General features: G+C 45.0%; 27 protein-coding genes. 15 read left to right on the top strand and 12 right to left on the bottom strand.

Features of this window, described 5'->3' with window-relative positions; genetic code table 11:
* Nucleotides 1-133: 133 nt before the first annotated feature.
* From O9295_RS01060 to O9295_RS01090, 7 genes are all read right to left on the bottom strand, one after another.
* Nucleotides 134-541: a type II toxin-antitoxin system VapC family toxin gene (locus tag O9295_RS01060; protein ID WP_079209337.1), complete on the bottom strand. Its 408-nt coding sequence runs from the start codon at nucleotides 539-541 to the stop codon at nucleotides 134-136.
* Nucleotides 538-846 carry a type II toxin-antitoxin system HicB family antitoxin gene (locus tag O9295_RS01065; protein WP_079209338.1) on the bottom strand — a complete coding sequence of 103 codons (309 nt, stop codon included), beginning with the start codon at nucleotides 844-846 and terminating at the stop codon, nucleotides 538-540. The genes O9295_RS01060 and O9295_RS01065 overlap by 4 nt, the downstream gene beginning before the upstream one ends.
* A gap of 474 nt (nucleotides 847-1,320) precedes the next feature.
* Nucleotides 1,321-2,319 carry a type II restriction endonuclease gene (locus O9295_RS01070; RefSeq protein ID WP_353851833.1) on the bottom strand — a complete coding sequence of 333 codons (999 nt, stop codon included), beginning with the start codon at nucleotides 2,317-2,319 and terminating at the stop codon, nucleotides 1,321-1,323.
* Entirely contained in the window at nucleotides 2,292-3,704 is a 1,413-nt protein-coding gene (locus O9295_RS01075; RefSeq protein WP_288031052.1) for a DNA methyltransferase, read from the bottom strand. Before O9295_RS01075 ends, O9295_RS01070 begins: the two co-directional genes overlap by 28 nt.
* Nucleotides 3,705-3,988: 284 nt before the next feature.
* A complete protein-coding gene (locus O9295_RS01080; protein ID WP_288031054.1) occupies nucleotides 3,989-5,071 on the bottom strand; it encodes an ATP-dependent 6-phosphofructokinase in 1,083 nt (360 codons plus the stop codon).
* Between the two features lie 247 nt (nucleotides 5,072-5,318).
* A complete protein-coding gene (gltX, locus tag O9295_RS01085) occupies nucleotides 5,319-6,761 on the bottom strand; it encodes a glutamate--tRNA ligase (RefSeq protein ID WP_288031056.1) in 1,443 nt (480 codons plus the stop codon).
* A gap of 202 nt (nucleotides 6,762-6,963) precedes the next feature.
* Nucleotides 6,964-7,440, bottom strand: coding sequence for an NAD(P)H-quinone oxidoreductase subunit N (locus O9295_RS01090; RefSeq protein WP_002735370.1), 477 nt, complete (start codon nucleotides 7,438-7,440; stop codon nucleotides 6,964-6,966).
* 48 nt (nucleotides 7,441-7,488) lie between these two features.
* Here O9295_RS01090 and O9295_RS01095 point away from each other — a divergent pair, with 48 nt between their 5' ends.
* A complete protein-coding gene (locus tag O9295_RS01095; protein WP_002759701.1) occupies nucleotides 7,489-7,677 on the top strand; it encodes a hypothetical protein in 189 nt (62 codons plus the stop codon).
* Between the two features lie 53 nt (nucleotides 7,678-7,730).
* Nucleotides 7,731-8,600 carry an ABC transporter permease gene (locus O9295_RS01100; RefSeq protein WP_288031057.1) on the top strand — a complete coding sequence of 290 codons (870 nt, stop codon included), beginning with the start codon at nucleotides 7,731-7,733 and terminating at the stop codon, nucleotides 8,598-8,600.
* A gap of 49 nt (nucleotides 8,601-8,649) precedes the next feature.
* On the opposite strand, the gene phoU is transcribed toward O9295_RS01100, so the two are convergent.
* The 3 genes from phoU to O9295_RS01115 all read right to left on the bottom strand — a co-directional run bounded on the left by phoU (nucleotide 8,650) and on the right by O9295_RS01115 (nucleotide 11,539).
* The gene (gene phoU, locus O9295_RS01105) at nucleotides 8,650-9,318 is read right to left on the bottom strand and encodes a phosphate signaling complex protein PhoU (protein WP_002759704.1); all 669 of its coding nucleotides are present in this window, start codon (nucleotides 9,316-9,318) and stop codon (nucleotides 8,650-8,652) included.
* A gap of 119 nt (nucleotides 9,319-9,437) precedes the next feature.
* Nucleotides 9,438-10,739 carry a sensor histidine kinase gene (locus O9295_RS01110; protein WP_287738810.1) on the bottom strand — a complete coding sequence of 434 codons (1,302 nt, stop codon included), beginning with the start codon at nucleotides 10,737-10,739 and terminating at the stop codon, nucleotides 9,438-9,440.
* Between the two features lie 47 nt (nucleotides 10,740-10,786).
* Nucleotides 10,787-11,539 carry a response regulator transcription factor gene (locus O9295_RS01115; RefSeq protein ID WP_190721458.1) on the bottom strand — a complete coding sequence of 251 codons (753 nt, stop codon included), beginning with the start codon at nucleotides 11,537-11,539 and terminating at the stop codon, nucleotides 10,787-10,789.
* A gap of 74 nt (nucleotides 11,540-11,613) precedes the next feature.
* On the opposite strand from O9295_RS01115, the gene O9295_RS01120 reads away from it, so the two are divergent.
* Nucleotides 11,614-12,381 carry a creatininase family protein gene (locus O9295_RS01120; protein WP_288031061.1) on the top strand — a complete coding sequence of 256 codons (768 nt, stop codon included), beginning with the start codon at nucleotides 11,614-11,616 and terminating at the stop codon, nucleotides 12,379-12,381.
* Between the two features lie 164 nt (nucleotides 12,382-12,545).
* Entirely contained in the window at nucleotides 12,546-13,310 is a 765-nt protein-coding gene (locus O9295_RS01125) for a hypothetical protein (protein ID WP_147070376.1), read from the top strand.
* 29 nt (nucleotides 13,311-13,339) lie between these two features.
* Here the strand turns inward: O9295_RS01125 and glcD are convergent, their stop codons facing one another.
* The gene (gene glcD, locus O9295_RS01130; RefSeq protein WP_147070378.1) at nucleotides 13,340-14,806 is read right to left on the bottom strand and encodes a glycolate oxidase subunit GlcD; all 1,467 of its coding nucleotides are present in this window, start codon (nucleotides 14,804-14,806) and stop codon (nucleotides 13,340-13,342) included.
* A 148-nt stretch (nucleotides 14,807-14,954) separates the two neighbouring features.
* Nucleotides 14,955-15,506: a 2'-5' RNA ligase family protein gene (locus O9295_RS01135; protein WP_288031066.1), complete on the bottom strand. Its 552-nt coding sequence runs from the start codon at nucleotides 15,504-15,506 to the stop codon at nucleotides 14,955-14,957.
* 159 nt (nucleotides 15,507-15,665) lie between these two features.
* On the opposite strand from O9295_RS01135, the gene O9295_RS01140 reads away from it, so the two are divergent.
* The 11 genes from O9295_RS01140 (at nucleotide 15,666) to rpmE (ending at nucleotide 21,248) form a co-directional block, all read left to right on the top strand.
* A complete protein-coding gene (locus O9295_RS01140; protein ID WP_002736524.1) occupies nucleotides 15,666-15,932 on the top strand; it encodes a YciI family protein in 267 nt (88 codons plus the stop codon).
* Between the two features lie 353 nt (nucleotides 15,933-16,285).
* A complete protein-coding gene (gene infA, locus O9295_RS01145) occupies nucleotides 16,286-16,516 on the top strand; it encodes a translation initiation factor IF-1 (protein WP_002737109.1) in 231 nt (76 codons plus the stop codon).
* 127 nt (nucleotides 16,517-16,643) lie between these two features.
* The gene (gene rpmJ / locus O9295_RS01150; RefSeq protein ID WP_012593611.1) at nucleotides 16,644-16,757 is read left to right on the top strand and encodes a 50S ribosomal protein L36; all 114 of its coding nucleotides are present in this window, start codon (nucleotides 16,644-16,646) and stop codon (nucleotides 16,755-16,757) included.
* Between the two features lie 93 nt (nucleotides 16,758-16,850).
* Entirely contained in the window at nucleotides 16,851-17,234 is a 384-nt protein-coding gene (gene rpsM, locus O9295_RS01155) for a 30S ribosomal protein S13 (protein ID WP_002735415.1), read from the top strand.
* A 39-nt stretch (nucleotides 17,235-17,273) separates the two neighbouring features.
* Complete coding sequence (rpsK, locus tag O9295_RS01160) at nucleotides 17,274-17,666, top strand: 30S ribosomal protein S11 (protein WP_147073121.1); 393 nt, start codon at nucleotides 17,274-17,276, stop codon at nucleotides 17,664-17,666.
* Between the two features lie 192 nt (nucleotides 17,667-17,858).
* On the top strand, nucleotides 17,859-18,800 hold the full coding sequence (locus O9295_RS01165; RefSeq protein WP_158200657.1) for a DNA-directed RNA polymerase subunit alpha: 942 nt from the start codon (nucleotides 17,859-17,861) through the stop codon (nucleotides 18,798-18,800).
* Nucleotides 18,801-18,821: 21 nt separating this feature from the next.
* Complete coding sequence (gene rplQ, locus O9295_RS01170) at nucleotides 18,822-19,172, top strand: 50S ribosomal protein L17 (protein ID WP_024970315.1); 351 nt, start codon at nucleotides 18,822-18,824, stop codon at nucleotides 19,170-19,172.
* A 2-nt stretch (nucleotides 19,173-19,174) separates the two neighbouring features.
* On the top strand, nucleotides 19,175-20,029 hold the full coding sequence (truA, locus tag O9295_RS01175) for a tRNA pseudouridine(38-40) synthase TruA (RefSeq protein WP_288031069.1): 855 nt from the start codon (nucleotides 19,175-19,177) through the stop codon (nucleotides 20,027-20,029).
* A gap of 92 nt (nucleotides 20,030-20,121) precedes the next feature.
* Nucleotides 20,122-20,577: a 50S ribosomal protein L13 gene (gene rplM, locus O9295_RS01180; RefSeq protein ID WP_002735375.1), complete on the top strand. Its 456-nt coding sequence runs from the start codon at nucleotides 20,122-20,124 to the stop codon at nucleotides 20,575-20,577.
* A 4-nt stretch (nucleotides 20,578-20,581) separates the two neighbouring features.
* Nucleotides 20,582-20,995 (top strand): 30S ribosomal protein S9, encoded by a 414-nt coding sequence (gene rpsI / locus O9295_RS01185; protein ID WP_002760057.1) that lies wholly within the window; start codon nucleotides 20,582-20,584, stop codon nucleotides 20,993-20,995.
* 19 nt (nucleotides 20,996-21,014) lie between these two features.
* On the top strand, nucleotides 21,015-21,248 hold the full coding sequence (gene rpmE / locus O9295_RS01190) for a 50S ribosomal protein L31 (RefSeq protein WP_002760058.1): 234 nt from the start codon (nucleotides 21,015-21,017) through the stop codon (nucleotides 21,246-21,248).
* Nucleotides 21,249-21,414 lie beyond the last annotated feature (166 nt).

Below are 21,414 nucleotides of genomic sequence, written 5' to 3' on the forward strand. Positions count from 1 at the left end.
GTACAAAAAGAGAGGGCAACAAAGCCTGAAACGACCGGCTACTGACGACCGGCTACTGACGACCGACTCCTAACCCCACCAACAAACTTTTTGCCGCCAACCCTAAATACCTTAAGAATCGAGGGCGATTGCACTATAGCAAAATGACAAAACCTTCCTGAGTAAAATGTTTATCATGGGTCAATATCTCGATAATTTCCAGTTCTCGCATCGTCTGCATAGAGATACAATCAATGAGACTATATTCTTTGTCAGGACGATTTTGGTAAAGAGTTAGACCCGCTAAAAATGATTCATGAGTTTGGTGGATTACCTGAATATTGGGGTTTTTTATTATTCCTTGAACAAGTTGACAAGCACGCTGTCTCATCTGACTCCCGTAAGCTGAAAAAAAAGTCAAAGTCTCTGCTAAAACTTCTTCAGTTGTCACAAGACAAAATTGTTCTAATGTGCGAGTAATAGCAATTACTTGACCGTGCCAATTATCTCTAGGATTGATGGATGCTGTCCAATAAAATGTATCAGCAAAGATAGTTCTCATGAATCGCTTTTAGGAATACCATAGATATAGTGGTCATGTTCTTGTGCGCCGTCCCTCGGCAAATTGTTGATTTCTGTTTCGGTCATGCCGGCTGTAATATTTTCAAAAAGTTCGAGAAGCGATTGGGCCGTTGTCTTGCTGGATTCTTCTTCTTGTTGATGCCAATGGGATTGGATGGCTTGTTTGATCGCATCAATGACTGAATCTAAAGAATTTCCTTCTGCTATATATCCTTTAATTTCAGGACTGTAAGCAGAATATCTTCCTTCTCTCTTTTCTATTTCAATACTGACTTTTGATTTCATCGCTCACCTGTTTAAATTAAATGAATATCTTAACTCAATTGTAATTTGTAGGAATGGAGATTAGCCAACTGCGTGAATCGCCAGTCGAGTAATGTAAATATTTATTAAATTGTAGCTTTTGATACAACGGGGCGGGAGAAGTGTGTATGTTTGACGGCGTTTATCTTATAATCATTTCAGATAAGTCTGATACACTCTAGACCAGTTAAACCCTTATGGACTCTGGCATTGATATTCTCAATCTTAATTGAAATGACTATATTGTAATTCTATGCCATAAAGGGAGTTAATTACAGCAGTTACCTTAATGGTGAAATAATACCAATTTTCAATAGTCGTGACTAACATCTGAAAGTGCAATTCCTTTCTCCGAGAGGGATTGCGCTTTGAAATGATCAACTAAGTCTGTCATTACTTTTGAAAAATGATATAACTTCTTTATTTGATTGGTAATTTTCTAAATATTAATTAAGCTTAAAGATGGCATAGCCAACGCATAATTGAAACCAGTTGATTATCATTGGTTAAGTTAGCGGCATTGGTGAGTTTTTTCGTCTCTAATTGCTGATAAATTTCCCTAGCCATTTTTGTTTCAATAGCAGCGCCGATAAAAAAAGTATAAGGATGCTTAGAGATTTTTCTAAAAGCATCATCAATTCTCTGCAAAGCAGTACGAGCAGTTTTCCAATGTTCATCTGCTCGAGCGGGATCAATCCCACCTTTCAATTCTCCCAAAGCAATGTATAAATCAGGAGATTGTAAGGTTTGTTTTTTGATTTTTTGATTAGCTAATTGCGTCGAATCACATTTTAAAAGGCACAAATCAATATTGTTGTTATTAACAATGGGAACATTGACATTATAAATTATTGTTCTTGGTTGGCTGTTATTTAACCAGCTAACACCTCTAACCAAGATTTCTAGATTAGGTGTCATTTCTTCAGCTTCTCTCCATTGATTATTACTAGAATTGAGCCAATCATAAGCAATCCCTGCTACTCTTAAAGTTGCTAATAGAGAACGAGTAAATTTACTTTGAGCTAAGGAGCCACCCGCGTTTCTCATGATTCCTCCTAAAGTGTCACCCCGAATCAATAGAAATCTATAGACTAACTCCTCGACAAAATTAGTCCCCGCAGGTTCCAGAAAATTGACAATTAATTCTTGAATTGCTTCTACCTTGTCTTGGGGATGTAAATAATTTTTAGCTTTATCAGAAATTCCCGATGCAGTTAATAAAGCCGCTTGAATATCTGGGATGTTTAGTAAATCTCTAGGATTGTTTACGGTTTGTGCAATAATTTTTAAGGTTCTTGCTTCTGCAATTAAAGGAGTAGCTCTCTGATTTTTTTCTAAGGCTAGAGCAATAAATCCTGAACGGATAGCTTCATAGGTAGTCTCCAAATCACAACTTTGGTTTAAATGCAAGAGATAGGGTTTTTCCATTAAGGCTTTCTCCACACATAAATACATTTTCTTAAAGATTCTCTACCATGACATCCCATTTGCTGACTACTATTACCTTTTCCCTGAGGAACTACTAAAATATTTTCTACTTTAAATCCAATTTCTTCAGCAATTTTTGACAAAATTAAATCTACAGAAATACTAGCTCCCGCATAGCGAACGTTATCATTAATCACACAGAAAATACCAGAGGATTTCATAACCCGAAAGCATTCATAAATTAGACAAGACATTTCCAGAAAATACCCCCTAATCATCCGAGGAATACCATGGTTATTTAAGGCCTTGCTTGATTTTAATTCCTCTAAATAACCTAGGATACTTTCTAATAATTTTTGACGATCAGTTATGGCAATGGCTGGCGACCAATGTTCATTGATTTTTAGTAACTCTTTGGGTTTATTTTCAACAGTGCAACTAAGCATTTGTTGACGTAATTGTTTTAATTGTAGTTGATCTATTCCCAACAGAGCCAATTCCAAAGCGTAGATACGAGTATAATCATAGCGATTACAATAAGGAGGAGAAGTAATAATAGAATCGTATTTTTCTGAGGAAATCTCTGGCAAAATCTCAAGACAAGAACCTTGATATAGTTGAATTTTTCCCCGAGGATAATCTCTAGAAAAAAGTTCCAATTGTTGCTGACTAGGCTCTAAATCTGCGAGAATTTCTCGTAACTTGCTATGTAGGGCAATTTTAAAGTCTAAAATTTTTCCTTTGTCAAATATATTTTTGCCCTGTTGTTTACCAGAACGATAATCCCAACGGAGGTATTGACCATCTTTTCTAGTATAGCTAATTGATTCGAGAATAGAAAGTAAGGCAAGTTTTAAGATCGCTTGCACTCGCTCATTCTCTTGGGCAATCAAACCTAAGTAACTTTCTATACAAGCCTGATTTTCTTGGGGATATGCTCCTTGAGTAATTGGTAATTCTAATAACTTAACTTTGTCATCTACCTGTTGCCAAAGGCTATGGTTAGACCAATACTCTAGACGATGTATATCATCACTATTTAAGCCATTTTCTAAAATTTGTCTAGTAATAATTAATTCCTGTCCAATCGGCAATAGTTCTATTCCATCTGCTGATAAACCCCTGGCTGCCGCCGCAAACAAAGTTGTTCCGCTGCCAGCGAAAGGGTCTAGTATTTTTCCTCGTTTGATACCATATTTTTCTAGAAGATAAACTATCAGATCAACGGAAAAACCCTCTTTATATTTATACCAGCGATAAACTGGTTGGTTCTTATTACCTTGAAAACTCACTAAGGTACGAGATAATTGCTCAGAATCAAGTAATTTGTCTTGAAAATAATTAAATAATTCTTGATCGAGATCGTTGATTTCTAACAATCTTTCTGCTACATTAACCGAACTATTAATCATTTAGGTTTACTGGCGAAATTGCCGAAAAATAATTATCAGAGTTTATCTTTATGGCTCTCCTAGGTTTGGTGGGTAAAATGTATTCTAAGATACATTTCTCAAGAGCGAGGGGGTGGAACGAACCACAAAGACACAAAGGACACAAAGATCGATCGATCATAATGTAAGTTAAACTGATCATACAGAACCTAGAAGAGCCTCTTTATTTGAGGGGTAATTTTAATCGGTGGGGAAAGGGCGATACTTAAGGGTTAATTCTCGCACCGATTCCCCTAGATTTAATCTCAATCCCCTAGACAAATACCCAAACCCCTGGCGGTTTTGACTAAAGTTTCTTCGAGATCGACGATGCGATAGGTTTTAATCGCCTCCTCAATGGGAACACTGACCACTTGCCGATTTTGCCAGGCCACCATGCGATCGAATTCTCCTCGGGCGATCAAATCCACGGCCGCCACGCCAAAAGCCGCCCCCAGTAAGCGATCCATCGGAGAAGGAATACCCCCCCGTTGAATATGGCCCAGGAAAGTCACTCTCGTTTCGGCCCCGGTTTCCCTGGCAACTTCTTCGGCTAAATAGCGACCGATACCCCCGAGACGATCTTCCCCTAGGGCTTCCTTTTGCACTAGGCGATTGCCAGTTTCGGTACGCACAGCCTCGGAGACAATAATCAGAGAAAACTGTTTATCCAGACGCTGCCGTTGCCGGATCTTCTCGCAGACCTTCTCTAATCGGTAGGGAATTTCGGGAATGAGAATGATATGGGCCCCCCCCGCAATACCGGCAGCCAGGGCGATATGGCCGGCATCTCTACCCATAACTTCTAGAATCATCACCCGGTTATGACTAGCGGCGGTAAAATGGAGGCGATCGAGGGCTTCTGTGGCGATATTAGTAGCTGTATCGAAGCCGATGGAGACTTCTGTAGCTCCCACATCATTATCGATGGTTTTGGGGATACCAATCAGATTAATGCCTCCCTGTTGGGCAATACGGCGCAAAATCGCCAGACTACCATCGCCACCGATGCCGATCAGGGCATCCAGTCCCAGACTATGATAGCCGTCAATGATGTCCTGAGAGCGATCGATCAGGGTTCCATCGGGCATCGGGAAAGCGAAGGGATCCCCCTTATTGGTAGTACCGAGAATTGTTCCTCCCATCACCAACAGGCGATCGACTCCTTCAATATCAAAGATAGTGGTTTTTGGGGGACGGTTAATTAATCCGTTAGTTGCTTCTCGAATACCCACCACTTCCCAGCCATAATTGCCACTGGCATGGTGGACAACGGCACGAATGGCGGCATTTAAACCCGCACAGTCGCCACCACTGGTAAGAATTCCAATTCGTTTTTTTTCACCCATAGGTTTTTGTCAGGAGATCAACAAATCTATATTTAGGGAAAAGTTGCGGATAATGCCTGAAAATTAAGAAAGTTTCTAGATCGTCCCTGACAGCTAGGGGAAAAATCCACCCCCGTCCCCTCAGTCCCCCTAGCAGGGTATGCAGGGCGACACGGATTCCCATTATACTAGAAAGTATATAGCAATCTTAGGGCATTTGTCAACCCTAATATACAGGAAATTTTCTGATAACTGATAGCCAATCAATTTAACTATTTACTGCTTGCTGAAGACGGGATAGATCCCAACCTTTTTGATTGAGAAGTAGCCAAGACTGCATTAAATCCGGACCGTGTAACTCCCCCATCAAAGCGGCGCGTAGAGACTTCATCACCAGACCTTTTTTAACCCGATGGGCTTTAGTTGTTGTCTCAACAATTCCCTTAGCAGCTTCTCCGGTCAAATCGGGAGTAATAGCGGCGAGAATATCCTTGATAATATCCTTAACTCCCTCTAATTGTAATTGACTTAAAGCCTCCTGATTATAATTAGCCAGAGGGGTTAAAAGTAAACGACTTTCAGCGACAGCATCGCTTAAACGAGTTAAACTCGGACCGATGAGAGTAGCCAAACCGATCAACCAAGCTCGATCGGTTTCAGCAGCAAAATTATACCCCGCTTCTTGCCAGTAGGGGAGAAGTAAAGGCACTAATTCCTCACCGGTTAAACGATGAAGATATTGACTATTAATCCAATCCAATTTAGTCCAGTCAAATTTTGCCCCCGCTTTATTTACCCGTTCTAAACTAAACACTTCAGCGGCCGCTTCAAGGGTAAAAATTTCTTCGGTGGAATCGGGAGGAGTCCAACCGAGGAGAGTCATGTAATTAACCAAAGCTTGCGGCAGAAAACCCAGTTTTCGGAAATCATCGATCGAAGTGACTCCATCCCGTTTAGATAACTTGCGACCCTCCTGATTTAAGATCAAAGGACTGTGGGCAAACTCCGGCACTTTTGCCCCCAAAGCTTCGTATAAAAGAATTTGTTTAGCCGTATTAGCGATGTGATCTTCCCCACGAATAACATGGGTAATTTCCATATCGATATCATCAACAACTACCGCTAAATTATAGAGAGGCTGACCGAAGTTTTCTTCCCCATTTTCCGAGGTACGAGCGATCACCATATCGCCACCTAAATCACTACCTTTCCAGATAACTTTTTCCCGGATTAAATCCTGCCAAATAATTTCTCGATCATCGTCAATAATAAAACGAATTACTGCTTTTCTCCCCCCTTGCTCGAATTGCGCTTGTTGTTCGGGGGTGAGATAACGGTGACGATTATCGTAACGGGGGGCAAGATTGCGGGCTTTTTGTTCTTCCCGCATTTTTTCCAATTCTTCTGGGGTACAATAACAACGATAGGCTAAACCTCGATCGAGCAGGGTTTGAATGGCTTGACGATAATAATTAAGGCGTTGAGTTTGAAAAAAAGGACCTTCATCCCAATTCAGTCCTAACCATTGTAGGCCCGCTTGAATATTTTCGGTATATTCTGGTCGAGAACGTTCTAAATCTGTATCTTCCACGCGCAAGATAAATTTCCCTCGGTGATGATGGGCAAAAAGCCAGTTAAACACGGCTGTGCGCGCTGTTCCAATGTGTAAATTTCCCGTGGGACTGGGGGCAATACGAACTCTCACTGTCACGATTTAACTCCTAGGTTTTTTGCGGCAACGATATCCCATATTATGGCAAATTCCCCTAGGCCAACTCGCAAAATTAAGAAAATTAAATAAATAGCTACCAAAAGGTGAGAAAGGAACAACAAACTCTCAAGAATTGAAGTTTCCCTCTCCGGGGAGAGGGGTTGAGGGGGAGATATTTCAATAACCGTGTTATTTCGGTAATTTAGGCAGCGACTAAAGATTTGCTCAAAGGTTGCCAACGGAAATATCTTTCCCCACCCAATTCGAGGACAAATTTTAACCGGGGTTCCTGTTGACTAAGATTAATTAAGTATTGTTTTTCTTCCGAGGACAAAACAAAACTTTCAATAATCCAAATCACTAAACCTTTAGATTTGGGGGGTAAATTTTCCAATTGATAGGTAGCAATGGGAGGAATAAAATAAACCGGTCCGACGGCTGCTTCCCGACCAATATTTTTTTTACCTAAATGGGGGGGACGGACTCCATGAATGCCGGTAAGATAGGCACTTAAATCGCCTAGACCTCTAGCGGTGATATGCAGGACATTGTAACCGGTGGCCCGTAAACGTCTTTGATAGCGTCCCTCGTAACCCCCTTCTAAGGGTGCGTAAACCCCTAAAGCACCGTATTGTTCCAGATCGCGAATAAATGGTTTTCCCGTGGTCAGTAGTGCCATAGCTAGTGAAAAAATCTTTTTCCCTATAATCGCACGTTTTGTTAAGTTGTGCGTCAGCTGAACAAAGAAAGACTTAAGATCAAAGATAGAGAGGGACAATCGCTACTCTCCCAAGGAGGTAATATGTTTCACGATCTCCTTTATCCCAACGGACTGCTTTATATCCTGATTAAACTAACTGTTTTAGCTTTAGCAGTCTTACTCTGGTTTATGGTCGTTTCGGCCCCGGCTGTTTGAAAAAACACTGCTCTTGTACAATTAGCGTTCTATGCAATGGCTAAATTTTGTCGATGACTCCTGTTAAATTGCCGATCGATCCTTTTCTGAAACCCAACCTAACTACTAAGCTCCTAGGGGTTGGGTTGGTATTGACAATTATTTTTATCCTGATTGCCCTGTTTTCGCCCCTTCTGCAAGCGATCGGCCTGATTCAGGATCCAACCGACATTTTAAGCAATTATCCCCTACAAGCCCCCAGTTCTGCCCATTGGTTCGGGACGAATGTGCGCGGTTATGATGTCTTTTCCCGCACCCTATTCGGGTCCCGGGCGGCCTTGTCCGTGGTATTTTTGGCCACAGGATTATCTTTAGTCATCGGGGTTCCTTTAGGGTTAATTAGCGGTTATTTGGGGGGTAAGATCGATCGCGTTCTCCTCTTTCTCATGGATACCCTCTACACCTTGCCGGGGTTATTATTATCGGTGGCTCTGGCCTTCGTTTTGGGTCGTGGTATCGTCAATGTAGCGATCGCTGTTAGCATTGCCTATATTCCCCAATATTTTCGCGTGGTCAGAAATCAAACCGCCAGCGTTAAAAATGAGTTATTTATCGAAGCGGCGCGAGCGATCGGTGCCAGTCCTAGCCGTATATTATCAAAATATCTTTTCTTTAATGTCGTCCAAAGTGTCCCGGTTCTTTTTACCCTCAATGCGGCGGATGCGATCCTGGTTTTAGGCGGTTTAGGCTTTTTAGGCTTAGGATTACCGGAAGAAGTGCCTGAATGGGGTCATGATCTCAAGGAAGCTTTGGCGGATTTATCTACAGGTATCTGGTGGACCACTTTATTCCCCGGATTAGCAATGACCACGATGGTGGTGGGTTTATCCCTCTTGGGGGAGGGGTTAAGTGAAATTTTCAACCCCCTGAGTCGTAAACGCTAAAAGCGGGGGCCAGAGTTCGAGGAAAATCATCTCAGGAGCCTCCACACCCTCAGCCTCTCTGTCCGGTAACGATGTAAGATACCCTTTGGGCGATATTGGTGGCGTGATCGGCCATGCGTTCCAGATGACGGATGAGTAAAGCCATCAGCAGGATTGGTTCCACCACACCCTTGATATCTCTTTGATGGGCGAGAGTGTGATAGAGATAATCATAGGCTCGATCGACCGTATTATCTAGTTCTTTCACCTTTGGACCTGCTTCTTGATCGAGGTCGGCCAGAGCAACAAGGCTCGTGGCTAACATATACTGGGCATGGTGGGACATAGCCTCGATCTCACCCATACAATCGTGGGGAGTATAGGCGAATAATTTGAGAGCTATTTCAGCCAAATCCTTGGCATAATCGCCGATACGTTCCAAATCGCGCACTAATTGCATAAAAGCACTTAAAAGCCGCAAATCTTGGGCTACGGGAGCCTGTAGAGTCATGAGAGTGGCACAATCTAACTCGATTTGACGGTAGTAGCGATCGATTTCCTTGTCAAGGGGGGCGATTTTTTTCGCCATTTCCAAATCCCTAGCAAAAAGGGATTGATGGCTAAGACGAAAGGATTCTTCGACCAAGGTGCCCATTCTCAGCACATCCTGTTCCAATCGCTGGAGAGAACGAGCGAAATAGGTGCGATCGGGATGATTGGTTTCTTTGGATAGGCTCACGGTCAGATTCGCTTAACATAAAACTACTCTTTCTCTACAGTGATAACAAGAAAATTTTCGATTTTGTACAGTTGTCCAGAGAACTTGACAGATTTTTTTCTCCCCACACCCCACACCCATCACCCCACTGCCTTTTTTTGACGGGGGAGAGTGACTTGTAGGCGAGCGCCACCGGTGTTAGGATCATTTTGAGCGACGATCGAACCGCCATGGGCTTGAATAATCTCTTTGGCAATCGATAAACCTAAACCGGTACTATAATCCTTTGTGCTTTGTTTTTGACGGGTGCGGGAAGGATCACCACGAAAGAGGCGATCAAAAACGTAGGGTAGATCCGCTTCGTTAAATCCCTTCCCGTTGTCGATAACGTCAATTTTCAGCCATTTTTCCCCGATAGTATCGGATATTTCCCGAATTTCTAGGCGAATTTTCCCCTGATCGGGACTATACTTAATGGCATTATCAAAGAGATTCAGGAAAACTTGCAGCAGACGAGAGTGATCCACTTCCAGCGTCCAATCCACCGGAGAGGAATAATCTAAGCTAATCTGTTTTTGGGCGGCTATTGGGGTGACAGTCTGCCAAGCGGCGCTGATGAGGTCCTCTAGATTAATCATCTGGTATTGTAAAGAGCGCCCCGCATCCGCTTGTAATTCACTGATTTCTAGCCAATCGCAGACTAATTGGCTCAAACGCTCCACTTCTTTCGCCATTTGTTCTAACCAGCGTCTTTCGGGAGCTTGGAGGCGTTTTTGTAAAGCTTCGGTAAGGAGAGAAATGGAGGTTAAGGGAGTGCGTAACTCGTGAGTTAAGTCAGAGAAAGCTCGCTCGCGATTTTGCGATAATTCCACTAAAGGCTGTCTATTTTCGATAAATACAGCGATTTCACCTTCCGGCAGCGGATAACCGTAACCCTTCAAGGCAATCGATTTAGGAGCAATGACTTTGCGATCGCTAATGGGGGTGACAGGATAATTAGTCGGGTAAAAAGTCCAAGTTTGCACCTGTGGACTCTGTTTTTGACGAGTTTCTTGAATTAATTGATCTAATTCGTAGGAGCGCACCAATTCCAGCAGCAGACGCACTTGATCTGGCTGCCAGCGATCGAGTTTTAAGAGGGTAATTGCCTGTTGATTACACCAGAGCAGTTGATTATCGGCATCGACATGAAGATAGGCGATCGGCGCTCGTTCTAGCAAGGATTTCTGAATTTCTAAGCTCTTTTCTCGCTCTTGCAGACTTTGGGAGAGAAACTGTAATTCTCGACGCACCAGGGAGGTAACGGGAAAAGAAGCCGACAAATCCGCCGAATCCGAGAGAGCGCTCAGGGTTCGCTTTAACTCTCTATTTAAGCGTGAGACTTGCCAGTAACAAATACTCAAACCTAAAACTACTCCCAAAATAAAAGCGAAAATAGTCATTGTCTGCGCGAGCGGCGATCGCTAATCTGGAAAATATAATCGCTCACCTAGCCAAAACGATAACCGAAACCGCGTACAGTAATCAGGTATTCCGGTTGACTGGGATCGATTTCTAGTTTTTCCCGTAACCAGCGAATGTGAACATCGACGGTTTTGGTGTCTCCTAAAAAATCTGGCCCCCAAATTTGTTCAATTAATTGCTCTCTTGACCAAACTCGGCGCGGATAACTCATAAATAGGTCTAGGATACGGAATTCTTTAGGAGAAAGGTTGATTTCTTCATCTCGCACCGTCACCCGACATTCCTGGGGATAGAGAAGAACATCGCGGAATTTTCGCACGGGAGCGGCAGCTAGGGAAGTAAATCCTTGACGACGAATGAGAGCGCGACAACGAGCGACTAATTCTCGCATACTAAAGGGTTTAGTCAGATAATCATCGGCACCCACTTCTAAACCCAAAACTCGATCGGTTTCGCTGGCCTTAGCACTTAAAATTAAAATCGGGATAATATTGCCGTGATAGCGCAACAGACGACAGATATCAAGACCGTTGATTTGGGGTAACATTAAATCCAAAACGACCAAATCAAAACGAGATTCACCGTGATTAGATTCTTGACTTTGCAGTAATTCTAGGGCAACGCGACCATCACTAACACCGAGAGCCTCGTAACCTTCTTCTTCCAAAGCCAAAATAATCATATCCCGAATCACTTCTTCATCTTCAACGATTAAAATCCGATGATTGGGAACGAAATCCGTACTCGCCGACAAGGGGGGGTTGTCAAGGGTTAACATAAAAATACTTGATTATTCGTCCTAATTTTATCTCAATTTGTCAACCCGCATTCGTTTTGGAAGGCTAGAGCCGAATGTTATTACAGTTATCTACATGGTTAGAGGTGGAATCCTATCTAGAACAATCTCAGGGAATTATTATTCCCATTGGTTCCACGGAACAACACGGGCCGACGGGACTGATTGGTACAGATGCTCTATGTGCGGAGGCGATCGCTAAAGGAGTGGGGAAACAGGTACGAGCAATGGTAGCACCCACCTTAAATGTCGGCATGGCCCTACATCATACGGCTTTTCCAGGTACAATTAGTCTTCGTCCTAGCACTTTGATTCAAGTCATCCTCGACTATGTGACTTGTTTAGCTAGAGCCGGTTTCCGTCAATTTTTCTTTATCAATGGTCACGGGGGCAATATTGCCACCCTAAAAGCCGCTTTTGCGGAAACCTATTATCATTTGGATGCCCTCAATTTGCCTAACACAAACGAGGTTAAATGTCAAGTGGCCAATTGGTTTATGGTGCGAGAAGTTTATCTTTTAGCCAAAGAATTGTATGGAGATCAAGAGGGTTCTCACGCTACACCGAGCGAAGTGGCGTTAACTCAGTATCTTTACCCTGAAAGCCTTAAAAACGCCTTTTTATCCGAAAAAGTGGCTTCTGGTCATGGTATTTACGGTGCGGCTAATTTTCGCCAAAACTACCCCGATGGTCGTATGGGTTCCAATCCTGCTTTAGCCACTCCCGAACACGGTCAGAGGTTCTATGAATTGGCTGTGAAAGAATTGAGTAATAGTTATCTGGAATGGCTCTCTTGTCCTTTGTCTAAGTTGATTAGTGACTAAGCCACCGAGACCCGGAATAATTTAACTGTAACCCTAAGTAAGTGGTTTCAATTAAATTGAAGATAGATTTTGTCTTTGATCCCGCCTTAATAAGGGGCGGATCTGAACAATTTTTAACCCCCACCTACTTAGAGACAAAACTTAAATATCCACGGAGAAAACCGATGATTACCACCAATGACAATAACTCCAATCAAGCTCTGGCTAGTTTGCGGGAAATACAAGAACTTTCCATCGCAATTACAGCCAAAAGCCTCAATCCCGCCATGCTAACGGTTGATTTCCTCAAATATTCGGGAATAGTTCCCCCCGACTGGGAATTAAATGGCCAGCCGGTACTCAATCCTAATTACGCTCAAGTTAATTTTCAAAATGGCATCAGCATCGTCGCCCAACCCCGGAAAATTACCTTTGTGGAGATAATTAACTCTCCCGATAGCCTGAACCTGAAACTGCCAGAAATTGTTGGTTTATATCTAGATAAACTCCCTTTAGCCGAATATCAAGCCCTGGGTATCGCGCCGAAAAGTATTGTTCCTCTCCCTAGTAGCCCCGATGCCGCTAAAAAATACATCACCGAAACTCTTCTCGCCCCCGGTCCTTGGCACAATTTCGGTATAGCCCCCCTACAAGCCAGCATCAATCTACTTTATCAGCTAGAAACCTCTCAGCTATCCCTGGCGATTAACGAGGCAAAATTGCAATTACCCGATGGCCAAACCTTAGCGGCGCTATTATTTGCCGGTAACTTTAACTATAATCTGGCCGAGGGCAGCGATCGATTAAATCTGCTCAAACAATATCTGGGACAATGGCAAAAAGATCTAGAGATTTTCCGAGAATTAGTCACTCAACGCTTTCTGGAAAGACAACTCCCAGTTTTCGCCTCTAATATCAATCTGCCCCTAGGACCCCAAGGTGGACTGTAATCAGTCATCAGTCAATACTTGCCGATAACCTAAAACACATCCACCCCCGCAAACCCTTGCATTTTGGCATTAGCGGCTTCCCCACAGCTGCGCGGGGTGGGGAATAATTTCCCCGGGTTAGCTAAACCTTTGGGATTAAAACAGTCCCGCACATAGCCCATAGTTTCTAAGTCAATCTCGTTGAACATGGCGGGCATATAACAATTTTTATCGATGCCGATACCGTGTTCCCCCGATAAACTGCCGCCAACCCGCACACAAAGTTTGAGAATTTCACCGCCTAACTCTTCCACTTCTTCCCAGGCCCCCTCTACCTTGTTATTGTAGAGAATCAACGGGTGTAAATTGCCATCCCCGGCGTGGAAAACATTGGCGATTTTATAACCGTATTTTTCACTTAAAGCCTTAATTTCCTGAAGAACATACACCAATTGAGTGCGGGGAATCACCCCATCTTGCACAAAGTAATTAGGGCTAATTTTCCCCGCCGCCGCAAAAGCCGCTTTTCTGCCCTTCCAGAGTTTCAAGCGGGTTTCCGCATCATTAGCCGTAGTGATATTTCTCGCCCCATTTTGACGGCAAATCTCGGCAACCCGATGCTTATTCCTGGTTACTTCTACCCCTAAACCATCCAATTCCACTAATAAAACTGACTCGGCATCCCGGGGATAACAGCCGGTAGCCACCACGTCTTCCACGGCGTTGATACTGAGATTATCCATAATCTCCATCCCCGCCGGAATCATTCCCGATTTAATAATATCCGCCACCGCTTGGCCCGCCGCCTCGATACTGGTAAAATCGGCCAGTAAAACACAGATAGATTCCGGAGTTTTCAGAATTCTTAGGGTGATTTCCGTGGCGATGCCTAAAGTTCCCTCGGAACCCACAAATAAACCGGTTAAATCGTAGCCCGGTTGTTCCGGTACCGCACCCCCCACATCGATAATTGAACCGTCGGGAAGGACGATTTTTAAGCCCATAACGTGATTGGTAGTCACGCCGTATTTTAAACAGTGAACCCCGCCGGAATTTTCCGCCACATTACCGCCGATCGAGCAGATAATTTGACTAGAGGGATCCGGTGCATAATAAAATCCCGCCCCGCTTACTGCTTGCGTCACCCAATTATTAATCACCCCGGGCTGTACCACCACCCTTTGATTATCTAAATCAACCCTGAGAATCTGATTCATCCGCGCCGTGACGATGAGAATCCCCTCTTCTAAGGGTAACGCCCCTCCCGATAAGCCCGTTCCTGCACCCCTCGCTACCCAGGCAATCTCGTTATCGTGACAGAGTTTCACCACCGCCGCAATTTCTGCGGTGCTGCGAGGCAATACCACAAGAGCGGGTCTTTGTCTGTATCCTGTGATACCATCGCACTCGTAGGTTAATAATTCATCTTTGCGACGGATGACTCCATCTTTGCCAAGGATCGCTTCTATCTGTTTGATCAGATTGGGGGAGATTTTCGGGGGATTTTTGAGTAACATAGGTTTCAGGGCGGCGGAGTCGCAGTAAAATGGCTCTATAGGTTAAAATGTCGCAAAAAAGCCTGAAATGAAGCTTTAAAAACTGCTCTCTCCTATTTTAACACTAGAACCCCTTCCTCTGTAGATAGAAACCTGCAAGGGTCTAGATTCATAGAGAAAATTGCCGATAAATTTCCCAGTGCTTACCGTTATGAATTAGGAGGGTAATTTCATCGATCATCACCTCAAAAAATAGCTCTTGATTAGCATATTTTGACCAAGCTTTCCAGAAATTATCTTTAGTTAAATCTCGGAAGCCAACGGTTAAATGGGGCGAAAAAGCTCGGCTTTTTGAGACATTATCAATGATATTCAGGGAAGATTCTAGCTGCTGTAAAAGCCGTTTTTGCAGGGTTAATAATTCTGGCGTTTTCTGGACATTAATATAAATGACTCGCGGTTTAAAGGCGGCAAAATTCTGGAGAATTAGGGGAATAGGAGCGTGCAAGCGGGCAAATTCCTCTAAACATCTTTCTAAATCCGGTAATTGTCCTAAATTCCACCGGAAAGGGGGTTGGAGAGTGACGTGGGGAGGCGATTTCAGGGCGGCGCGACTATTGTAAATTTCTGCAAACTCTACCTTGATTTTTGTGGCAATTTCCTGTACTTCTGGCGGCGGCAAAAGCGCAATAAAAAATAGAGATCCCTGGGGTTGATTCATGGAGACAAGCAAGGTAGAGAAATGAAGATATTATCTCGATTCTAGCAATCTTCAACAACTCTAGCTAATTGTATAGCTCTGTTACATTGCACCATTGACGGCCAAGATTAATCGGTATAATTATAGGGTTGTTAATCAGTCCTAGTCTCCTGAGAATTTATGCCCTGGTTTGTCAAGATAGAAAAAGGCATTGTTGATAAAACTACCTTCGATCGCTATGTCAGCGCCCATAAGGACTATGTGCGTGATTTAATTAGCCAAGGACGAGCAGCAAAAACCGGTTATTGGGCAGAAAGGGGCGGCGGAATGTTATTATTTAAGGCCGATTCTCTTGAGGAGGCTCAAGCAATTATAGTTCGCGATCCTTTAATCGAGAATGGTTGTGTGGAATACGAACTCCATGAATGGCGAATTGTCGTCGAGTAATCTAGCTTTTCAGGGAACAGTGAACAGTAATCAGTCATCAGTAATCAGTCATCAGTAATCAGTGAAAACACAGCAATGTTAAGCTGTTGATTATCTAAATATTACTCGTTAATACTGCCTGGGAGTGGGGAGATGGGGGTGGGGAGTGGGGAGTGGGGAGACCACTTCGTGCGCGTTGCGGGGGGAGTGGGGAGATGGGGAGCTTTTTTGCTGTGGACTGAAAACTCACATCTGATTACTGATTACTGATCACTGATAACTGATAAGCTATACTGGGGGAATTGTGCTGAAAGCACGGTTGATGCTGCCGATCATTAAATTAAATTGTCTCTAGTGAAATTGAGGAATTAACTTTGTCTAAACAAGATCTCATCGAAATGGAAGGAACCGTCACCGAATCCTTGCCCAACGCCATGTTTAGGGTGGATTTAGATAACGGTTTCAACGTCTTGGCCCATATATCTGGCAAAATCCGCCGTAATTATATCAAAATCCTCCCCGGCGATCGAGTCAAAGTGGAACTGACCCCCTACGACCTAACCAAAGGCAGAATTACCTATCGCCTGAAAAATCAAAAAAAATAGCGATAAATAGGGGCAGAGAAGCCAAAAAGCCTAATAAGCGGCCAAATTTATTTTAAAAAAATAGGTGACACGGGTAAAAGAAATCTGATATAATAGTAAGCTTGCAGTGTTGCCAGAATAGTTAGGCATGAAAGTTAGAGCGTCTGTCAAAAAAATGTGCGAAAAGTGCCGCGTCATCCGTCGGCGCGGTCGAGTCATGGTAATTTGTTCTAACCCCAAACACAAGCAGAGACAAGGTTAACCCACCAAAGTCACTGTCTTGGGGCAGAGAATCGTTACCGTTAATTGTAGTCGTTTTTGGAAAAAAAATCGTTCATAGGGAGAAAGAAAAAGCGTGGCAAGGATAGCTGGTGTAGACCTACCTCGCGATAAGCGTGTGGAAATCGCCCTGACCTACCTCTACGGAGTGGGTCTATCGCGTTCCCAAGAAGTCTTATCTGCGACGGGTGTTAACCCTGACACTCGGGTCAAGGATCTCAGCGATGAAGACGTGGCGGCGCTACGGACTTATATCGAAACAAATTATCAAATCGAGGGGGATTTGAGACGCTGGGAGGCGATGAACATCAAACGCCTCGCCGATATCGGCACCTATCGAGGTCGTCGGCATCGGCTAGGATTACCCGTGCGCGGGCAACGGACGCGAACCAATGCGCGGACCCGTCGCGGTCGTCGGGTGACAGTGGCAGGGAAGAAAAAAGCCCCCTCCAAGAAATAATTTTTTATTCATTGCGATATCCCCCAATCAAGAAAAACTATGGCGCGACCAACCAAAAAAACCGGACCCAAAAAACAGAAGAAAAATATTCCTACCGGAGTCGCTCACATTCAATCGACCTTCAACAATACCATTGTCACGATCGCCGATAGCAAAGGCGATGTGATCTCTTGGGCATCGGCGGGATCGAGTGGTTTTAAAGGAGCCAAAAAAGGAACCCCCTTCGCCGCCCAAACCGCCGCCGATAACGCTGCCCGCCGAGCGATCGAACAGGGAATGCGTCAACTAGAAGTGATGGTTAGTGGCCCTGGGGCAGGACGGGAAACCGCAATCCGGGCCCTGCAAGGAGCAGGATTAGAAATCACCCTGATCCGGGACGTGACCCCCATCCCCCACAATGGTTGTCGTCCTCCCAAACGCCGGAGAGTGTAAACAGTGAACAGCTTTTTCAGGTGACAGGGATCTTGAGGCCGGCAGCCGTTAGCTTTTCGCACATCAGCAGGAGAATCGGGTCGTCAAAGACCATCTGATCAAAAAACTGAACGCTGAACGTTAAATGCTGAACGCTAAGAAAACTGAAAACTGATAACTGATAACTGATAACTGAACAAGGGAGGTCAATCGGTGGCGCAATTTCAAATCGAGTGTGTAGAAGCAAAAACTTACAAGAATCAGAGTCAGTACAGTAAATTTGTACTAGAGCCTCTGGAAAGAGGCCAGGGTACGACCGTAGGTAATGCCCTGAGACGGATTCTCATTTCCAATCTGGAAGGGGCGGCCGTGACGGCCCTGCGGATCGCGGGAGTCAATCACGAATTTGCCACCGTCCAGGGAGTACGCGAGGACGTGATGGAACTCATGCTCAACATGAAAGAAATCATCCTGAAAAGCTACACCAATCAAACCCAGATCGGGCGTTTAGTGGCAACTGGACCGGCGACGGTAGTGGCGGCACAATTCGATTTACCCTCAGAAGTGGAGATAGTCGATCGCAATCAGTACGTCGCTACCCTAGCCGAAGGGGCCAAGCTAGAGATGGAATTTCGCGTGGAAAAAGGCAAAGGCTATCGGGCGATCGATCGCAGTAAAGAAGAAGCCACTTCGCTAGACTTTCTGCAAATCGACTCGATTTTTATGCCCGTAACCAAAGTCAACTACAGCGTCGAAGATATCCGTTCCGAAAGCGGTCAAGCTAGAGATCGTCTGCTCTTAGAAATTTGGACAAACGGGAGCATTAACCCCAAAGAAGCCCTTTCCCAAGCGGCCGATATGCTAGTTAATCTCTTTAACCCGCTCAAGGATCTCAACGCCCTCGAATCCTCCGGTAACTTTGACGACCAAGAGATCAACCAAGAAAACCAAATTCCGATCGAGGAACTACAATTATCCGTGCGCGCCTACAATTGCCTGAAGCGAGCGCAGATCAACACCGTAGCCGACCTCCTCGATTACAGCCAAGAAGATCTCTTAGAAATCAAAAACTTTGGGCAGAAATCGGCGGAAGAAGTCATTGAAGCCCTACAAAAACGGTTAGGCATCACCCTACCCCAAGAAAAAAGCAAGTAAACCCAATTCCAGGAAAATACCATGAGACATCGATGTAAAGTGCCTCAATTGGGTCTACCGGCTGACCAAAGAAAGGCACTGCTGCGCAGCTTGGCCACCCAGCTAATTCGCCACGGTCAGATCACCACCACCCTAGCGAAAGCGAAAGCGGTGCGAGCAGAGGTAGACCACATTATCACCCTAGCTAAAGACGGTTCCCTGAGCGCCCGTCGCCAGGCTATGGGCTACATCTACGATAAACAACTGGTTCACGCCCTCTTTGAAGGCGCACAAGCCCGTTATGGCGGTCGTAACGGCGGTTATACCAGGGTCGTGCGTACCCTGCGCCGTCGCGGGGATAATGCCCCCATGGCGATTATCGAACTGATGTAACGATGACAGCTTGCCACCAGTCGCGGATCGCCCTAGTTATCCAGTATGTGGGAACTAATTTCCACGGCTGGCAACGGCAACCCGATCACAGGAGCGTGCAGGAAGAAATCGAGAAGGCTCTGGCCGATATTCTCGGTCATGACGTCACTCTGCACGGGGCCGGACGTACCGATAGCGGTGTTCACGCCGCCGCCCAAGTTGCCCATTTCGAGCAGCAGAGTCCGATCCCACCTTGCCATTGGGCTAAGGTTCTCAATGCTCGGCTAGATGACGATATCGTCATCCGGGCCTCGGCCCGGGTTCCCGATCGCTGGCACGCCCGTTTCTCGGCCCTCTGGCGACGTTATCGTTACACCCTCTATACCGACCCCATCCCCAATCTATTTGTTAGCCCCTTTAGTTGGCACTACTACCATCGTCCCCTCGATGCCGATTTGATGGCCAGGGCCTTAAAGCCTCTATTGGGTAAGCACCATCTGGCCGCCTTTCACCGTGCTAACTCTAGTCGTGACCATTCCTGGGTAGAAGTACAAGGGGTGGAATGCTACCGTCAAGGGCCGTTTGTACAGATGGAAATTCAAGCCAATGGCTTTTTGTACGGGATGGTGCGCCTATTGGTGGGAATGTTGGTGGAGGTGGGAACTGGTGAGCGATCGCTAGAAAACTTTACCGACATCTGGGTCAATCAGCGCCGAGAATTGGTCAAATACGCCGCACCAGCTAAAGGACTATGTTTACTGCGGGTGGGTTACGCCGATTTTCCCTTTGCCGATAGCGTCTGGTTCGAGACTCAGCCTCTTTATTATTTCCGAGCAGAGGGGAATGGGGGAATAGGGAAGTGGGGGAATTTCAACTAAAACCCAACACCCCAACACCCTAACACCCCAACACCCCAACACCCAGGTCGGCAATAAAAAAAATTATTTTTGTAAACCAAGGCAAACTCACCATGAACAAAACACCTCTACCAAATTTAGAGACTCTAGAGCAGAAATGGTACGTCATTGATGCGGCCGATCAGCGTCTAGGTCGTCTGGCCACCGAGATCGCTATGATTCTACGGGGCAAAAATAAAGCCACTTTCACCCCCCATCTGGATACGGGGGATTTTGTCATTGTTATTAACGCCGAAAAAGTGACGGTGACGGGCAAAAAACGCCAACAGAAAGTTTATCGCCGCGACTCCGGCAGACCGGGTGGTATGAAGGTAGAAAGCTTCGATAAACTGCAAAAACGCATTCCCGAACGGATTATCGAACACGCTGTTAAGGGAATGCTCCCGAAAAATAGCTTAGGTCGGAAATTGTTCACGAAACTGAAAGTTTATGCCGGTGCGGAACATCCCCATCAGGCACAACAACCGGAAGTTTTAGCGATTAATACGATTCCCGCAGGAGGAAATTAAGTCAATGCAAGCCACGGACAGTAAAAATAAGGTAGTTTATTGGGGAACGGGACGACGCAAATCGGCGGTCGCTGCCGTGCGTCTCGTGCCGGGGACGGGGGCAATTACCGTTAACGGTCGCGATGGAGAAACCCATTTTAACCGCATTCCCACCTATATCCAGACGATCAAGGCTCCTCTGGAGACTTTGGGACTGGAAAACGAGTATGATATCATCGTTAAGGCCGAGGGCGGTGGTTTGACTGGCCAAGCGGACGCGGTGAAATTGGGTGTCGCTAGAGCTTTATGTCAATTAGCGCCGGAAAATCGTCCTCCCCTCAAGAGTGAAGGTTATCTGACTCGGGATCCCCGGGCGAAGGAACGGAAAAAATACGGTCTTCACAAAGCGCGCAAAGCGCCTCAATACTCGAAACGTTAGGTTAATAGAGAGGTTTATTATGCCGAAAAAAATTCATCCTACTTGGTATCCGGAAGCTAAGGTGATCTGTAATGGTGAACTGGTGATGACGGTGGGTTCGACAAAACCAGAAATTCATGTGGAGGTTTGGTCGGGTAATCATCCTTTTTATACGGGAACCCAGAAGATGATCGATACGGAGGGCCGGGTCGATCGCTTCTTGCGTAAGTACAAAATGGGCGATAAGTCAAGCAAAAAGGCCGATCAGAAATAATTCTTTACTTTTGCCTTTTTGACCCGGTGGGGAGATTTTCCCACCGGGTTTTTTGCTATTTTTAGGCTGGTAGGGTCATACTAAATCCTGTTTAAAAAGTATAGGATAGTGGGGTGTGGGGTGTGGGGTGTGGGGTGTGGGGTGTGGGGTGTGGGGTGTGGGGTGT

The sequence above is a fragment of the Microcystis sp. LE18-22.4A genome, from assembly GCF_027531105.1.
Lineage (GTDB): Bacteria > Cyanobacteriota > Cyanobacteriia > Cyanobacteriales > Microcystaceae > Microcystis > Microcystis aeruginosa.

What these genes read in the sequence shown, in the direction of transcription:
- O9295_RS01115 (WP_190721458.1), bottom strand. Translation starts at nt 11,539, where the DNA reads ATGTTAACCCTTGACAACCCCCCCTTGTCGGCGAGTACGGATTTCGTT.
- O9295_RS01070 (WP_353851833.1), bottom strand. Translation starts at nt 2,319, where the DNA reads ATGTATTTATGTGTGGAGAAAGCCTTAATGGAAAAACCCTATCTCTTG.
- rplM (WP_002735375.1), top strand. Translation starts at nt 20,122, where the DNA reads ATGAACAAAACACCTCTACCAAATTTAGAGACTCTAGAGCAGAAATGG.
- O9295_RS01135 (WP_288031066.1), bottom strand. Translation starts at nt 15,506, where the DNA reads ATGAATCAACCCCAGGGATCTCTATTTTTTATTGCGCTTTTGCCGCCG.
- rpmE (WP_002760058.1), top strand. Translation starts at nt 21,015, where the DNA reads ATGCCGAAAAAAATTCATCCTACTTGGTATCCGGAAGCTAAGGTGATC.
- truA (WP_288031069.1), top strand. Translation starts at nt 19,175, where the DNA reads ATGACAGCTTGCCACCAGTCGCGGATCGCCCTAGTTATCCAGTATGTG.
- rpmJ (WP_012593611.1), top strand. Translation starts at nt 16,644, where the DNA reads ATGAAAGTTAGAGCGTCTGTCAAAAAAATGTGCGAAAAGTGCCGCGTC.
- O9295_RS01060 (WP_079209337.1), bottom strand. Translation starts at nt 541, where the DNA reads ATGAGAACTATCTTTGCTGATACATTTTATTGGACAGCATCCATCAAT.
- O9295_RS01075 (WP_288031052.1), bottom strand. Translation starts at nt 3,704, where the DNA reads ATGATTAATAGTTCGGTTAATGTAGCAGAAAGATTGTTAGAAATCAAC.
- O9295_RS01120 (WP_288031061.1), top strand. Translation starts at nt 11,614, where the DNA reads ATGTTATTACAGTTATCTACATGGTTAGAGGTGGAATCCTATCTAGAA.
- rpsK (WP_147073121.1), top strand. Translation starts at nt 17,274, where the DNA reads ATGGCGCGACCAACCAAAAAAACCGGACCCAAAAAACAGAAGAAAAAT.
- rpsI (WP_002760057.1), top strand. Translation starts at nt 20,582, where the DNA reads ATGCAAGCCACGGACAGTAAAAATAAGGTAGTTTATTGGGGAACGGGA.
- O9295_RS01090 (WP_002735370.1), bottom strand. Translation starts at nt 7,440, where the DNA reads ATGGCACTACTGACCACGGGAAAACCATTTATTCGCGATCTGGAACAA.
- O9295_RS01140 (WP_002736524.1), top strand. Translation starts at nt 15,666, where the DNA reads ATGCCCTGGTTTGTCAAGATAGAAAAAGGCATTGTTGATAAAACTACC.
- O9295_RS01065 (WP_079209338.1), bottom strand. Translation starts at nt 846, where the DNA reads ATGAAATCAAAAGTCAGTATTGAAATAGAAAAGAGAGAAGGAAGATAT.
- O9295_RS01110 (WP_287738810.1), bottom strand. Translation starts at nt 10,739, where the DNA reads ATGACTATTTTCGCTTTTATTTTGGGAGTAGTTTTAGGTTTGAGTATT.
- O9295_RS01125 (WP_147070376.1), top strand. Translation starts at nt 12,546, where the DNA reads ATGATTACCACCAATGACAATAACTCCAATCAAGCTCTGGCTAGTTTG.
- O9295_RS01100 (WP_288031057.1), top strand. Translation starts at nt 7,731, where the DNA reads ATGACTCCTGTTAAATTGCCGATCGATCCTTTTCTGAAACCCAACCTA.
- rplQ (WP_024970315.1), top strand. Translation starts at nt 18,822, where the DNA reads ATGAGACATCGATGTAAAGTGCCTCAATTGGGTCTACCGGCTGACCAA.
- O9295_RS01080 (WP_288031054.1), bottom strand. Translation starts at nt 5,071, where the DNA reads ATGGGTGAAAAAAAACGAATTGGAATTCTTACCAGTGGTGGCGACTGT.
- glcD (WP_147070378.1), bottom strand. Translation starts at nt 14,806, where the DNA reads ATGTTACTCAAAAATCCCCCGAAAATCTCCCCCAATCTGATCAAACAG.